The sequence below is a fragment of the Lysobacter sp. Soil_C_15 genome, from assembly GCF_057657315.1.
In genome coordinates this window covers 313,207-325,548 of sequence record NZ_JBDGIR010000004.1, presented here as the reverse complement: position 1 = coordinate 325,548, position 12,342 = coordinate 313,207, and the positions used below count along the sequence as shown (strand labels likewise).

The 12,342-nt window shown below is 70.2% G+C and carries 14 protein-coding genes; 8 read left to right on the top strand and 6 right to left on the bottom strand.

Annotation, left to right across the window (positions count from 1 at the left end; translation table 11 throughout):
• Positions 1 to 90 precede the first annotated feature (90 nt).
• Both AC3A57_RS11880 and AC3A57_RS11875 read left to right on the top strand, forming a co-directional pair.
• Positions 91 to 642, top strand: a complete 552-nt coding sequence (locus tag AC3A57_RS11880) for a GNAT family N-acetyltransferase (protein ID WP_487579113.1) — start codon at positions 91 to 93, stop codon at positions 640 to 642.
• Positions 639 to 1,205 (top strand): GNAT family N-acetyltransferase, encoded by a 567-nt coding sequence (locus tag AC3A57_RS11875; RefSeq protein ID WP_487579112.1) that lies wholly within the window; start codon positions 639 to 641, stop codon positions 1,203 to 1,205. Before AC3A57_RS11880 ends, AC3A57_RS11875 begins: the two co-directional genes overlap by 4 nt.
• Before the next feature lie 11 nt (positions 1,206 to 1,216).
• Here AC3A57_RS11875 and AC3A57_RS11870 read toward each other — a convergent pair whose 3' ends face one another.
• The 4 genes from AC3A57_RS11870 to AC3A57_RS11855 all read right to left on the bottom strand — a co-directional run bounded on the left by AC3A57_RS11870 (position 1,217) and on the right by AC3A57_RS11855 (position 6,161).
• Positions 1,217 to 2,302, bottom strand: coding sequence for a DNA methyltransferase (locus tag AC3A57_RS11870; protein WP_487579111.1), 1,086 nt, complete (start codon positions 2,300 to 2,302; stop codon positions 1,217 to 1,219).
• On the bottom strand, positions 2,289 to 3,425 hold the full coding sequence (locus AC3A57_RS11865; RefSeq protein ID WP_487579110.1) for a hypothetical protein: 1,137 nt from the start codon (positions 3,423 to 3,425) through the stop codon (positions 2,289 to 2,291). The genes AC3A57_RS11870 and AC3A57_RS11865 overlap by 14 nt, the downstream gene beginning before the upstream one ends.
• Positions 3,426 to 3,608: 183 nt before the next feature.
• Positions 3,609 to 5,033: a nicotinate phosphoribosyltransferase gene (locus AC3A57_RS11860; RefSeq protein WP_487579109.1), complete on the bottom strand. Its 1,425-nt coding sequence runs from the start codon at positions 5,031 to 5,033 to the stop codon at positions 3,609 to 3,611.
• Between the two features lie 72 nt (positions 5,034 to 5,105).
• Positions 5,106 to 6,161: a bifunctional nicotinamide-nucleotide adenylyltransferase/Nudix hydroxylase gene (locus AC3A57_RS11855; protein WP_487579108.1), complete on the bottom strand. Its 1,056-nt coding sequence runs from the start codon at positions 6,159 to 6,161 to the stop codon at positions 5,106 to 5,108.
• A 134-nt stretch (positions 6,162 to 6,295) separates the two neighbouring features.
• Between AC3A57_RS11855 and AC3A57_RS11850 the strand changes: the two genes are divergently transcribed.
• Together AC3A57_RS11850 and AC3A57_RS11845 are read left to right on the top strand one after the other, a co-directional pair.
• A complete protein-coding gene (locus AC3A57_RS11850; protein WP_487579107.1) occupies positions 6,296 to 7,291 on the top strand; it encodes a hypothetical protein in 996 nt (331 codons plus the stop codon).
• 38 nt (positions 7,292 to 7,329) lie between these two features.
• Entirely contained in the window at positions 7,330 to 8,316 is a 987-nt protein-coding gene (locus AC3A57_RS11845) for a hypothetical protein (protein ID WP_487579106.1), read from the top strand.
• A 23-nt stretch (positions 8,317 to 8,339) separates the two neighbouring features.
• On the opposite strand, the gene AC3A57_RS11840 is transcribed toward AC3A57_RS11845, so the two are convergent.
• Positions 8,340 to 8,567 (bottom strand): RNA-binding S4 domain-containing protein, encoded by a 228-nt coding sequence (locus AC3A57_RS11840; protein WP_487579105.1) that lies wholly within the window; start codon positions 8,565 to 8,567, stop codon positions 8,340 to 8,342.
• Between the two features lie 186 nt (positions 8,568 to 8,753).
• Between AC3A57_RS11840 and AC3A57_RS11835 the strand changes: the two genes are divergently transcribed.
• Positions 8,754 to 9,746, top strand: coding sequence for a zinc-dependent alcohol dehydrogenase family protein (locus AC3A57_RS11835; RefSeq protein WP_487579104.1), 993 nt, complete (start codon positions 8,754 to 8,756; stop codon positions 9,744 to 9,746).
• A 36-nt stretch (positions 9,747 to 9,782) separates the two neighbouring features.
• The gene (locus tag AC3A57_RS11830; protein ID WP_487579103.1) at positions 9,783 to 10,172 is read left to right on the top strand and encodes an MAPEG family protein; all 390 of its coding nucleotides are present in this window, start codon (positions 9,783 to 9,785) and stop codon (positions 10,170 to 10,172) included.
• Positions 10,173 to 10,176: 4 nt separating this feature from the next.
• On the opposite strand, the gene AC3A57_RS11825 is transcribed toward AC3A57_RS11830, so the two are convergent.
• Positions 10,177 to 10,434 (bottom strand): GIY-YIG nuclease family protein, encoded by a 258-nt coding sequence (locus AC3A57_RS11825; protein WP_221671706.1) that lies wholly within the window; start codon positions 10,432 to 10,434, stop codon positions 10,177 to 10,179.
• A gap of 221 nt (positions 10,435 to 10,655) precedes the next feature.
• On the opposite strand from AC3A57_RS11825, the gene AC3A57_RS11820 reads away from it, so the two are divergent.
• Complete coding sequence (locus tag AC3A57_RS11820; protein WP_487579102.1) at positions 10,656 to 11,675, top strand: fatty acid desaturase; 1,020 nt, start codon at positions 10,656 to 10,658, stop codon at positions 11,673 to 11,675.
• A gap of 140 nt (positions 11,676 to 11,815) precedes the next feature.
• Positions 11,816 to 12,130 carry a metalloregulator ArsR/SmtB family transcription factor gene (locus AC3A57_RS11815; RefSeq protein ID WP_487579101.1) on the top strand — a complete coding sequence of 105 codons (315 nt, stop codon included), beginning with the start codon at positions 11,816 to 11,818 and terminating at the stop codon, positions 12,128 to 12,130.
• Positions 12,131 to 12,342 lie beyond the last annotated feature (212 nt).

The following is a 12,342-nucleotide window of genomic DNA, read 5'->3' as shown; positions in this document are numbered from 1 at the left end:
GTCGATAGCGGCGGTTGCGACTTTTCGCCGATGCCTTAGGCGGCGGCTTCGTGCGATCTTCGGCGAATCCTCCCGACGTTGCCGAATCCGATGACTTCCATCCCGCCCGAACACGACGCCCTGCGCATCCGCCGCGCCGGCGCAGACGATGCCGCCGCGCTGGCCCTGGCCGGCGCGGCCACCTTTCTGGAAACCTTCGCCGGCATCCTCGACGGCACCGACATCGTCGCCCATTGCCGCAACCAGCACGCGGTCGAACTCTACGACGGCTGGCTGGCCGATCCGCAGTGCGCGGCCTGGCTGGCCGAAACCGCACACGGCGCGGCGCCGGTCGGCTACGCGCTGATCGCGCCGCCGAAGCTGCCGCTGGCCGATCTGCGCGCCGACGATCTGGAGCTCAAGCGCATCTACCTGTTGTCGCGTTTCCACGGCGGCGGCGTCGGCCGCGAGCTGATGCGCCATGCGGTGGAGCAGGCGCGCGAACGCGGTGCCGGCCGGCTGCTGCTCGGCGTGTACGCCGGCAACGCGCGCGCGCTGGCTTTCTATGCCCGCAGCGGTTTCGGCCAGGTCGGCGAGCGCCGCTTCCAGGTCGGCGCCAACGTCTACCAGGATGCGATCCTGGCGCTGGAGCTGGGCGCATGAGCCTGAGCATCGTCGCATTGACGCCGCCTCTGGCCGCAGCGGCGTTCGCCTTCGATTCCAGCTTCGCGGTCGATTCGCGTCTGCGTCTGCGCAGCGAGGGCGATGCGATCGCGTACGACATCGAGCCGTTGCCGGCGTACCGCAAGCGCTACGGCGACGAGCCCGGCGACGACGACCTGGACGAGCATTTCGAAGGAGAGCAGGCCGCCGGTTTTGTCGCGCTGCACGACAACGCGGTGATCGGCCGCGTGTTGGTGTCTATCGCCTGGAACGGCCTGGCCCTGATCGACGACATCGCAGTCGATGCCGGCCAGCGCCGAAGCGGCGCCGGCGCGGCCTTGCTGCAGCGGGCGATCGACTGGGCGCGCGAGAGCGGCCTGCCGGGCGTGGTGCTGGAGACCCAGGACCGCAACGTCGCCGCCTGCCGCTTCTACGCCCGCCACGGCTTCGTGCTCGGCGGCTACGACCGCCTGCATTACGCGCACGACCCGGCATTGCGCGGCGAGGCCGCGCTGTTCTGGTATCTGGACCTCGGCGGGCTCGGCCTGGACGCCCCCGTCTAAGCGCGACCGCTTCAGCCGTCGCGTTGCGGCGGCACCGGCGCCAGCTGCGCATGGCGGCTGGCCAGGCCCAGGTCCAGCCGCACCAGGCGGCCGAGCCGGTCGCGGCGTTGCGCGCGCAGGTACCAGTGCTCGGCCCAGCGTTCCAGCCGCAACGGCGGGCGCACCGGCTCGCCCCACAGGCTCAGTTCGTAATGGCGCTCGTGCAGCCAGAAAAGCAGCCGGTCCAGCGCCTCGGGATCGCCGTCGTCGAGCAGCAGATCGGCGTCGGCCGGCGGCCGCTTCAGTCCGTCGCCGCCGTGCGCCAGCCAATGGGCGAAGCTGCCGTGCAGGCGATACTCGAAACCGGCCGCGCGCATCGCCTGCAATTCGTCGCGGGTGCTCTGCAGGCAGATCGTTTCCGGCTGTTTCTGGAACACCAGCGCGTACTCGTGGCTGCGGTCGCTGCGCGCATCGCCGGGCGCGCGCGGCTGCGGCTCGCGCCGGTAGCACAGCAGGCGCTCCTCGCGCGCCACGAACAGGCCGCCGAGTACCCGGCCGAGGTCCCAGGCCAGCGGCAGCATGCGCCCGTCGATGACCAGGTTTTCGGCCATGGCGATGCAATAGCCGCCCTGCGGCAGCGCCTCGCGCACGGCATGGAAGATGTCGCGCAGGCGTTCCAGGTAGGCGGCGTAGTCGCGCTCCAGGTAGAGCTGGCCGGCGTCGTCGCGGCCGGGCCAGCGGCAGCCGAAATAGGGCACGTTGGTCAGGCACAGCGAATACGCCTGCGGCGCGGACGTTCCGGGCAGGCTGCCGGTCGCGATCGGCGCTTCGACGCCGTGCCGCGCCAGCCGCTCGCGACCCAGCGCGGCGCGCTCGGGATCGATCTCCACGCCGCAGCCGCGCCGGCCTTCGAGCGCGGCGGCGAGCAGTGTGGTGGCGAAGCCGCAGAACGGATCGAACACGACCTCGCCGGGGCGGCTGAAGTGGCGCACGAACGGGCGCATCTGCGCGACCCAGCCGCAGTCGCGGCCGTCCAGGCCGTCGCGCGCGCGCAGGTCGTCGGGCAGGCGGTGTTCGGGCGGGTCCGGGTCCAGCAATAGCCAACTACGGCTGTCCATGCGGCGCCTCCCACAGGATGTCGCGATCCGGCTGCCAGCCGGCGCAAAGCCGGCCGTTGCCGTGGTAGACCAGCTTGTACACGTCGCCGCTGGCGTGGCGGCGGTGCATCGCGGCGTAGTCGGAGGATTCGAACACCGCCTCCAGGCCGCTGCGCGGATCGTGCAGGCGCAGGTTCCAGAAGTAATAGCCTTCGGTGATCCGGCGCGGCTGCAGCCGCGACCACCACGGCGCGTCCATGCATGCGGCCAGCACCTGTTCGATCGGCACGCGTTCGGCCTCGATGTAGCGGCGGGTGGCGTTGTCGCGATAGCCCGCGTCCAGGCGCGAGAACTCGCGGAAGATCACCGTGCCGGCGCCGCAGGCGCGGGCCCAGTCCAGATAGGCGGCGACGCCGTCGGCGTCGTCGATGCCGCCGCGCTGCAGGATGCAGACCTGGCGCAGCGGCAGCGCCGCGGCCAGGCGCCGCGCCACCGTCTCGAAGCGGACGCCGTCGGCGATCGCCTCGCCGTCGCGGAAGCGCATGATGCGCTGGTTGCGTGCCGCATCGTAGTGATGGCGGGAAAGCTCCAGCCACGACAGGCCGAACGCCTGCAACGCGGCGATCAGCTCCTCGCCGCGGCCGCGGGCGAAGCCGGCGCCGTTGCTGTACAGCACGCGTTCCTCGACCGCCACGCCGTCGCGTTCGGCCGCGCCGAGGGTGTCCAGCAGGCGTAGGAACCAGTCCTCGTCGTCGCTGGATTCCAGGCCCGACAGCGACCACGACAGCGGCAGCCCGCGCAGTTGCGCCAGCGCTGCGCCGAGCCCGTGGAAATAATCCGGCCCGGGCCGCAGCGTCTGCGCCATCGCGCCGGCGCCGGCCGGACGCAGGTTTTCCGAGCAGAACAGGCAACGCGCCGAACACGGCCGCGCCGCGGCGTAGGGGGTGAAGGTGACCGGTTGGGCGATGCGGTAGCGACGCGCGCCGATGCGCTGCTCGCGCCAGCGCGCGGCATCGTGTTCGCCCGGCGCGCGACGGACTAGTTGCGGCGTGGTCGCGCGCAGGCGTTGGAACAGGGAAGAGGCCGCGCTGAGCGGGAGCGTGCCCGGATCGGCGGTCGCTAGCCCTTCGAGTGGGGCCGGCATGGGAGGCATCCTGGAATCGGTGGTGGCGAGGAGCGGGTTGCCCTCACCCTAGCCCTCTGAGCTCTGCACTTCCTTCGGTCGCCGCAGGCGGGGTGAGGGGCCGCGCTTGCGAGCCACTGGCTCGCGCGCCCCCGCCCGAACGCTGTGCGTTCGGGCGGGGGCGCGAGTGGAGGCTCCGTCCGATCAAAGCCGGGTCGCATCCGCCAGCTCGCGCACCTGGGCGAAGCTCCAGTCGGCGAGCAAACGGCCGTCCTCCCACACCGTCGTCATCGCATCCTCGTAGCCCAGCGGCGGCGTCGCCTCGGCCACCGACGGCGCGTCGTGCGGCACCGGCACGGTCTTGAAGTGGCCGTACTCGCGGTGCCGTACCAGGGTCATGCGGCCGCGCTTGCTCGACTTGCCTTTGTCGGTGACTGGGTCCTTGTAGACGTCGATCCATTCGCCGTCGATCCGCGCCGCCGAGCACTTCAGCGCGAACTTCTGGGTGTCGCGGTCCAGCCTTTGCAACAGCGCGCCGCCCATGCCGAAGGCGAGGTTGTCGGTGGCGTAGCCGTAGCTGGTGATGCGTTCCAGGATCGCGCGGATGCTGGTCGGGTTGATGCCGTCGCCCTGGATCACCCGCACGTGGTTGAGCACCTTGTAGCCCTTGCCGTTGACGGTGTGGCCGAAGGCCTCGTCGAGCAGGGTCAGGCATTGGTGGACCACGTCGACCGGGTCGCCGGAGTCCGGCCGCACCACCAAGATCGCGCCGGAGGCGATCACCTGCTCGCGCAGGGTCTTGCCCCAGTGCTCGCGGATGGCGTGGAAGATGTCGTAGCTGTCGGAGACCACCGCGACGATCGCGCCGGGCTTGGCGAACTGGGTCAGCATGTTGCGGTAGGCGTCGACCTCGCGTTCGCGGCCCCAGCTGGTGATGGTGCTGTGCTCTGCGGCCGGGATCGAATAGCCGGCCATCGGCTCGTGGTAATAGCGCCGCGCCAGCAACAGGCCGGAGACGGTGTCGGTGCCGAGGAAATTGACCAGGTGCGCGGCTCCGCCGAGCGCGGCCGATTCGGTGCTGGATACGCCGCGCGCGCCGAAGTCGTGCAGCTTGAACGGCAGCTGCCCGGCCGGGTCGTCGCTGGTGCGTTCGAGGAACTGGCGGATGGTCTGCTTGGCGTGCCAGCTGATCGTCGCCACCGTCACCGGATACCACAGCCGCAGCAACAGGGTTTCCAGATAGGACGGCACCCAGTAGGCGGCGGGGTCGGTGGATTCGATCGTCACCAGGGCCTGGTGGGTCGGCACCACCGTGCCTTCGGGCACGGCGCGCACGCGGATCGGCAGCAGGCCGCCGTGGCGGTCGACGATGTCGCGCCAGCCGGCCTCGTTGAAGGGTTCGCCGTGCGCGGCGTACAACTCGCGCGCTTCGTCGATGTCGGCGTGGGTGACCGGTTTGCTGAGGTATTCCTTGAGGATCGCCTGCAGGCCGAAGAACACCGTGCGGTCGTGCACGCCGCCGCGCGATTCGACGTAGAAGAAGGTGGCGTCGGTGCCGGGCGGGTACTGCAGCCAGTGGCTGGCCTTGTAGCTGTCGGTGTTGAGCAGCAGGTTGTCGAGGCATTGCATGACGGAAGCTCCTTCGCGTCTGGGAGAAGCCGGCGGTCTGTCCACCGGCATGGGGCCGGGCGGTCCTTTGGATCAGCCGTGGCCGAGGAAGTATTCGAGGATGTGCAGGTGGTCTTCGTACAGCTGCGGGCTCATTTCCAGCGCTTCGCTGACCGGAATCCAGCGCGCCTTGTCGGCGTCGTCGCCGCCGCGCACCGGCGGCAGGTCGCCGGCGGCGAACTCGAAATGGTAGGCGTGGGTGATGGTGCGGCCGCGCGCGCTGCGTTCGGGGTGGTCGAACACGCGCTGGCCCTTGAGCGAGCCCTTCAGCACCGGCAGCGGCAGTTTGAGCCGGGTTTCCTCGCGCAACTCGCGCAGGCAGGCGTCGAGCAGGCCTTCGTGCTGGCCGACGAAACCGCCCGGCAACGCCCATAGGCCCTTGCCCGGCTCGGCGCGGCGGCGCACCAGCAGCACGTGGCCGGAATGCACCACCACCGCGTCGGTGGTGACGAAGGTCGGCGGGTAGGGCGCATCGGCCCAGGCGCCGCGGTATTGCTCGAGGAACTGGTACTCGGCGACCAATTGGCGAAACGCCGGGGAGTTCTTGCGGAACGCTTCGAGCATGTCGAACACCGGCGCCGGCACGTTGGCCCGGATTAGCATCAGCCCGCCGTGGCTGTCGAGTTGGTTGGCCTCGAACAGGTAGCGGCGCAGTTCGGTCGCCGACAGGGTGGCGGTGTGGGTCACGTCGACCAGCGGCCACTGCGGAAACTCGCGCAGGTAGTAGCTGGAGGCGTCCTTGTCCATGCCGATCAGGCCGATCCGCGCGTCGGCGTCGGCGCCGTCCTGGCGCACCGCCTCGGCGACCGTGCGCTGCACGGCGGCGATCCACTGGCTCTCGTTGTAGAGGTGGTCGCGCAGCGGGCGCACGATCAGGCGCTCGGCGGCGTCGGCGAAGGCGCTTTGGATCATCACCGCGCGCTCGGCGACGGTGAACGGGTTCTTGACGGTGCGGGGAGTGTCGGCGGAACCGACCAGGAAGACGACCTTCTTCGCCTTGCCCAGCGCGTGGCGGGCGACGGCGGCATGGCCGTTGTGGAAGGGCTCGAAGCGCCCGATGAAAACCAGGTAATCGTATTCGTGTGCCATGAGAATCCCTCACGGAGTTGATTCGCCGCCGGTCTGTCCGAGGGCGTGAGGAAAATGCTACGCCGATCGCGACCGCCGTCAAGTGCCGCGGCGCTGCGTACAATCGGTCGCTCACGGATAGGGGGAACGCAGGGATGGCGATGATCGTGCCGCAGTACTGGGCCGAAGCGCAGGTGCAGGAGCGGTTCGGCCGCGGCCACCCCAGCGGGCGGCGTTCGCTGACGGTGCGTCGCTTCGGTTGGTCCGACGCCAGCCTGGCCGAGGCCCAGGCGATGGCCGACGCGCGCGCCCGCGACGCCTTCGACCGCCTGCTGGCCGGGCAGAGCGGCCTGGCGCGCACCGAGCCGCGCGTGCCCTACGACGCCGAAGGCCTGCCGATCCGCGAGCAGATCGTCGAACGCGACGGCGACGCGGTGGTGACCCGCAACAGCTACGGCGCGCGCTGCCTCAACACGCCCGGGGTGCTGTTCGCCGACATCGATTACGACGCGCCGGTCTCGGCTTGGCGCCACGCCTACCTGTTCGCGTCCCTGGCGCTCGGCGTCGCGGTCGGCTGGTTCAGCTATCCCGGCTTCGGTTTGCTGGCGTTTCTCGCCGGCATGTACGGCTTTTCGCTGATCGCCCGCGCCCAGTCCCAGCGCCGCCACGCCGCCGACGGCGGCGCCGAGGCGCGGGCGATGCGGCGCGTGCGCGCCTTCGTCGCCGGCCATCCGGACTGGCATCTGCGCCTGTACCGCACCCCGGCCGGGCTGCGCCTGCTGGCGATGCATCGGCTATTCGATCCGAACGAGCCGGCGGTGGCCGAGTTCTTCGCCGCGGTCGGGGCCGACCCGCGGTTCGCACTGATGTGCCAGCGCCAGCACTGTTTCCGCGCCCGGCTCAGCCCCAAGCCGTGGCGGATCGGCATCCGCGAACGCCTGCGCCCGCGTCCCGGCGTATGGCCGATCGACCCGGCCTACCTGGCGGAGCGCGAACAGTGGGTGGCCGAGTACGAACGCAAGGCCGTCGGCTACGCCGCCTGCCGTTTCGTCGAAAGCCTGGGCAGCCGCGACTACGTCACCGCGGCGCAGCACGTGCAGCGCTTGCACGACCAGGCGTGCCGGGCGCAGAGCGCGTTGCCGTTGGCGTGATTGGCAGCAAGCCTCCGGATAAATTGAGGAGAGCGCGCATGCAGCGCATGTCGTCGCCGAAGCGACGCCTTGACCCCTATCGGATTGCTTTGTTCGCTGCGGTGATGCTGGCCGGGACGGTTGCGGCGCTGGCGTGGCCTAGGCGGCCCCTGCCGGAGCCAGGACCGATAGTGGTTTTTGACGAGGTAGCGGAACACCCGACATGGGTCGGCGTTAGCCCGAACTCCGCCCATCTGGCGAGAAAGCGCAGGATCTTGAGAGAGATAGATGCGCTCGGAGAGGAGCATCCCTGGGCAGGTCGCTATGTCGCCAGCTCCGGATACGAAGCCCAACGGCTGATGTTGGCTCCGATCAACGGAGCCCATGCCCAATTGTCCAGCGACGTCGTCGGATCGGAGCTGCGTTGCGATTACGCGGTAGGCGGGCGCGCCGATGGCGATCTGCAGTTGACCGCGTTGCGGCACCCCGACCCGTGTGCGGTACGGGTGTGGACGATGCTGCGTCCGGTTCGTTGGGGACAGCGTCGCTATCTCGTCGAGGCGGGGCTCTTGGCCGAGTTCGTCGAGCGGATGAGCCTGGGGCTGGAGCCGCGCGAGGAACTGTACGAGCACTCGGGCGTGAGAATGGAGGGGCTGGCCTTGCTGAGAGAAGGCGACGAAGAGAAGACCGTCGAAGGCTTGCCCGATCTACCCGCGAACGTGCTGGCTGCATTGCGTAGGCAGCCGGAGCCTGTCGCGGTGATCTCTGTCGCGCCGTCGGCAGGCCCGGGCGCCAACGGTTCTTCTTATCGCTGGCGCTTACGGGCTGGTTCCAGTGCCGATCTGCATGAAGGCGAGCGCTTGCGCTATGCGCTTCCCGGTTGTGGCGAGGGCACGATGACGGTGACCTCGACCGAGGCCATTGCGGCGACGGCCTACTCGTCGGCTCGGCCTTGTCTACTCGAACGCTCGGGCAGGGGCAAATTGCGTGTGCTGCGGGCCCATTACGACCCCGGGCAGGCGCAGAAAACGAACCCGGCCGGCTGAGCAGGAGGCAATCGGCGGACGGATCAGGCGCCGGCGGCCACCACGATCTGCACCCCCTGGCAATCGACCCGCTGGCCTGCGCGGATCTTGCAGGTCTTGCGCAGTTCGACCTGGCCGTCGACCCGGACCGCGCCGCTGGCGACCAGGGCCTTGCCGGCGCCGCCGCTGTCGCACAGCCCGACCAGCTTGAGCAACTGGTTCAGTTCGACGTGGTCGTGGCGGGCATCGAGTTCGAAACGGATCGGTTGCATGGGCGCTGGGCGGTACGTGGCAGGGCAGGGTCGCAGCGCTGCGACCTGGACGCAAGACGCTTGCACCCGCGGCGGCGTAGGCTGAGGGCCTGGACCGGTCGGCGGCGACGCAGGGCCGGCCGCCGGTGGCGGGCCGTCGCGACGGTTCGCCGTGGCTTTTCCCTGGCGTTCCGACGGAGGTGGGCGATGCTCAAGGCGCAATATTCCCATCGCGGCCCGGTGCCGCAGGACGTGATCGAGGCGGTGCCGTTCGAGGCGCCGCCGCTGCAGCCCGGCCAGATGCTGATCGAGGTGCTGGCGGCGCCGATCAATCCCTCCGACCTGCTGACCCTGACCGGCGAGTACGGCCTGCTGCCGCCGTTGCCGGCGGTGGGCGGCAACGAAGGCGTGGGCCGGATCGCTGCGCTCGGTCCGGGGGTGGACGGCCTGCGCGCCGGCCAGCGGGTGTTGCTGCCGATCGGCGGCGGCAGCTGGACCACGCACCGGGTGGCGCCGGCGCAGGGGCTGGTCGTGCTGCCCGGCGAGGGCGACCCCAAGCAACTGGCGATGATTACCATCAATCCGCCGACCGCCTCGCTGCTGCTGAGCGAGTTCGTCGCGCTGCACCCGGGCGACTGGGTGATCCAGAACGCGGCCAATTCGGCGGTCGGCGGCTATCTGATCCAGATCGCGCGCCAGCGCGGCCTGCGCACGATCAACGTGGTCCGGCGCGAGTCGGCGGTCGCGGCGGTGCGCGCGCTGGGCGCCGACGTGGTGCTGGTCGACGGCGACGATCTGGCCCGGCGCGCGCGCGAGGCCGCGCAGGATGCGCCGATCCGGCTCGGCATCGACGCGGTCGGCGGCGTCGCCACCCAGCGCCTCGCCGAGGCCCTGGGCGAGGGCGGGGTGGTGGTGAACTACGGCGCGATGAGCCGCGAACCCTGCCAGATCTCGCCGGCGGCGTTCGTATTCCGCGACGTCAGCCTGCGCGGCTTCTGGCTGTCGCGCTGGTTCCAGCATGCCAGCGCGCAGCGGCGCGCGCAGGTGTTCGGCGAAATCGCCCACGCGGTCGCCGCCGGCACCCTCAGCGCGCGGATCCAGGCTACGTTCGGCCTGGACCGGATCAAGGACGCGGTGGCCGCGGCCGCGGCCGGCGAGCGCGACGGCAAGATCCTGCTGTTGCCGAACGGGCCGGTCTGAGCGGCCGGCCGACCGGCGCCATGGGAGAACCGAGGCATGAGCGTGGAACTGCAGATGCTGGCCTGGTCGATCGCTCTGGGCATCGTCCACCTGCTGGTCAACGCGGGCTTCATGACCGCGCAGCGCGGCATGCGCTGGAACGCCAGCGCGCGCGACGGCACGCCCGAGCCGCTGACCGGGGTGGCCGCGCGGATGGAGCGGGCCTGGCGCAACTTCCTCGAGACCTTCGCCCTGTTCGCCGCGGCGGTGCTGGCGGTGCAGGCCGCCGGCCGCGGCAGCGACGAGACCGCGCTCGGCGCGCAGTTGTATTTCTGGGCCCGGCTGGTCTACGTGCCGGTGTACGCGGCCGGCATTCCCTACCTGCGTTCGGCGGTATGGGCGGTGGCCCTATGGGGCCTGTTGAAACTGCTGTGGGCGCTGTTCTGAGCGCTCAGGCGGTCGCCGCGGCGGCGCACAGGGCGCGCTTGGCCGGCGCGCTCAGCTGCTTGATCGCGTACTCGGCGCGCAGCGCCGCCGAGCGGTCGGGGTGCGGGAAGCGCGCCAGCAGCCGCGCCGGCGGGTGCGAGCGGGTGTAGCGCGCGCCCTTGCCGGCGGCGTGTTCGGCGTAGCGCCGTTCCACGTCGACCGCAATGCCGGTGTAGAGGCTGCCGTCGCGGCATTCGATGACGTAGACGTACCAGGCGGACATGCGCCATAGCCTAGCCGCTGCCGGCCGGCCGGCAAGCCGGAGGCGATCCGGCCGGCAGGGGCGGCTTGGCCGGGCCGGGCGCCGCGACGCTTGCGCCGCGCGGCTTGTCGCGCGTCGTATTGCGAAACATGGCGCGCGATCACAAACATACGCGACCGCACGTCATTGCCAGGTCGCAATGGGCTCACCACAATGCGGCGTCCTCTTCGAAGAGCCGCCGCTTGAACGCCGACGCCGAATCGCCTGTAACCGCCCGCAACCTGCGTCAGCTCTGCGCGCACTTCGCCCAGCCCCACCTCGGCCGGGCCGTTTGGCAGTTGATCAACACCCTGGTCCCGTTCGCCGTCCTGTGGGCGCTGATGGCCTGGAGCCTGATCGGCGACTGGGGTTACGGCTGGACCCTGCTGATGGCGGTACCGGCCGCCGGCCTGTACGTGCGCACCTTCATCATCCAGCACGACTGCGGCCACGGCTCGTTCTTCGCCAGCAGCCGCGCCAACGACCTGGTCGGCCGCTGCCTCGGCGTGGTGACTCTGTTCCCCTACGGCTACTGGAAGAAGACCCACGCGATCCATCACGGCACCTCGGGCAATCTGGACCGGCGCGAGATGGGCGACATCGTCACCCTGACCGTCTCCGAGTACCGCGCCCTGTCCTGGTTCGGCCGCCTGCGCTACCGCCTGTACCGCAGCACCCCGGTGCTGCTCGGCGTCGGCCCGGTCTACCAGTTCGTGATCAAGCACCGTTTCCCGTTCGACCTGCCGTTCACCTGGAAGCGCGAGTGGGCCAGCGTGCTGTTCAACAACCTCGCCCTGGCCGTGGCCCTGGTCGGGTTCGGCTACGCGCTGGGCTGGAAGACGGTGTTGCTGACCCACCTGCCGATCGTGCTGATCGCCGGCGCGGCCGGGGTGTGGCTGTTCTACGTCCAGCACACCTTCGAGGACGCCTACTGGACCCGCAAGGACGAGTGGAACTCGCACGCCGCGGCGATCGCAGGCAGCTCCTACTACGACCTGCCGCGGATCGTGCACTGGTTCACCGGCAACATCGGCTACCACCACATCCATCACCTGGCCAGCCGCATCCCCAACTACCGCCTGCGCGAGGCCTTCGAGTCCAGTCCGCTGCTGCAGGCGGCGCCGCGCCTGACCCTGTGGTCGAGCCTGAAATGCGCGCGGCTGAAGCTGTGGGACGAAGAGCTGCAGCGCATGGTCGGCTACCCCAAGCGCGTGCGCGCCTGAGCCGCGCGCCCCGCGCCCCGGCCGGCCCAGCGGGCCGCCGCGGCCGGCGAAACGCCGAAGCAATTAACTCATTCGCTAATTAAGCACCGCTATAATCGGCCGGTACGCGAACGGCGTGCGACCGGCGACGGCGGTGCCCCATGACGCAGGACAAGATCTTCGAAGCCCTGGCCTCGTCGCCGCGCCGGCAGATCCTGGCCTTCCTGTCCGAGCGCGAACTGACCGCCGGCGACATCGCCGCGCGCTTCGAGATGAGCGCCCCGGCGGTCTCGCGCCATCTGTCGGTGCTGGTCAACGCCGGCCTGATCGACAGCGAACGCCGCGGCCAGTTCGTGGTCTACCGGCTGGTGCCGGACAACCTGGTCAACACCCTGACCCAGTTCGCGTTCGAAATCTGCCCGATCGGCGGACCGCTCAAGCGCGAGAGCCGGCGGGCGAAGAAGGCGGCCGGCTAGGGCGCGGACGCCCGACGCAACCCAGATCGCGCGGCGACTTGCGTAGTGCTGGTGCTCTGGCTTTTTGGGGCATGAGCGACAGCAACAGCAAATCCCCCCTGGCCCCCCTTTTTCAAAGGGGGGAACCGCGGCATTAGAGAGGCAACCGCGGCGCCGTGTGAGAGATCGGCCGTGCGAACCCCGGCCCCCTTTGAAAAAGGGGGCGAGCGCCC

Bases quoted from the DNA above. Each gene is read 5' to 3' on its own strand.
- AC3A57_RS11880 (WP_487579113.1), top strand. From the start codon at position 91: ATGACTTCCATCCCGCCCGAACACGACGCCCTGCGCATCCGCCGCGCC.
- AC3A57_RS11875 (WP_487579112.1), top strand. From the start codon at position 639: ATGAGCCTGAGCATCGTCGCATTGACGCCGCCTCTGGCCGCAGCGGCG.
- AC3A57_RS11870 (WP_487579111.1), bottom strand. From the start codon at position 2,302: ATGGACAGCCGTAGTTGGCTATTGCTGGACCCGGACCCGCCCGAACAC.
- AC3A57_RS11865 (WP_487579110.1), bottom strand. From the start codon at position 3,425: ATGCCGGCCCCACTCGAAGGGCTAGCGACCGCCGATCCGGGCACGCTC.
- AC3A57_RS11860 (WP_487579109.1), bottom strand. From the start codon at position 5,033: ATGCAATGCCTCGACAACCTGCTGCTCAACACCGACAGCTACAAGGCC.
- AC3A57_RS11855 (WP_487579108.1), bottom strand. From the start codon at position 6,161: ATGGCACACGAATACGATTACCTGGTTTTCATCGGGCGCTTCGAGCCC.
- AC3A57_RS11850 (WP_487579107.1), top strand. From the start codon at position 6,296: ATGGCGATGATCGTGCCGCAGTACTGGGCCGAAGCGCAGGTGCAGGAG.
- AC3A57_RS11845 (WP_487579106.1), top strand. From the start codon at position 7,330: ATGCAGCGCATGTCGTCGCCGAAGCGACGCCTTGACCCCTATCGGATT.
- AC3A57_RS11840 (WP_487579105.1), bottom strand. From the start codon at position 8,567: ATGCAACCGATCCGTTTCGAACTCGATGCCCGCCACGACCACGTCGAA.
- AC3A57_RS11835 (WP_487579104.1), top strand. From the start codon at position 8,754: ATGCTCAAGGCGCAATATTCCCATCGCGGCCCGGTGCCGCAGGACGTG.
- AC3A57_RS11830 (WP_487579103.1), top strand. From the start codon at position 9,783: ATGAGCGTGGAACTGCAGATGCTGGCCTGGTCGATCGCTCTGGGCATC.
- AC3A57_RS11825 (WP_221671706.1), bottom strand. From the start codon at position 10,434: ATGTCCGCCTGGTACGTCTACGTCATCGAATGCCGCGACGGCAGCCTC.
- AC3A57_RS11815 (WP_487579101.1), top strand. From the start codon at position 11,816: ATGACGCAGGACAAGATCTTCGAAGCCCTGGCCTCGTCGCCGCGCCGG.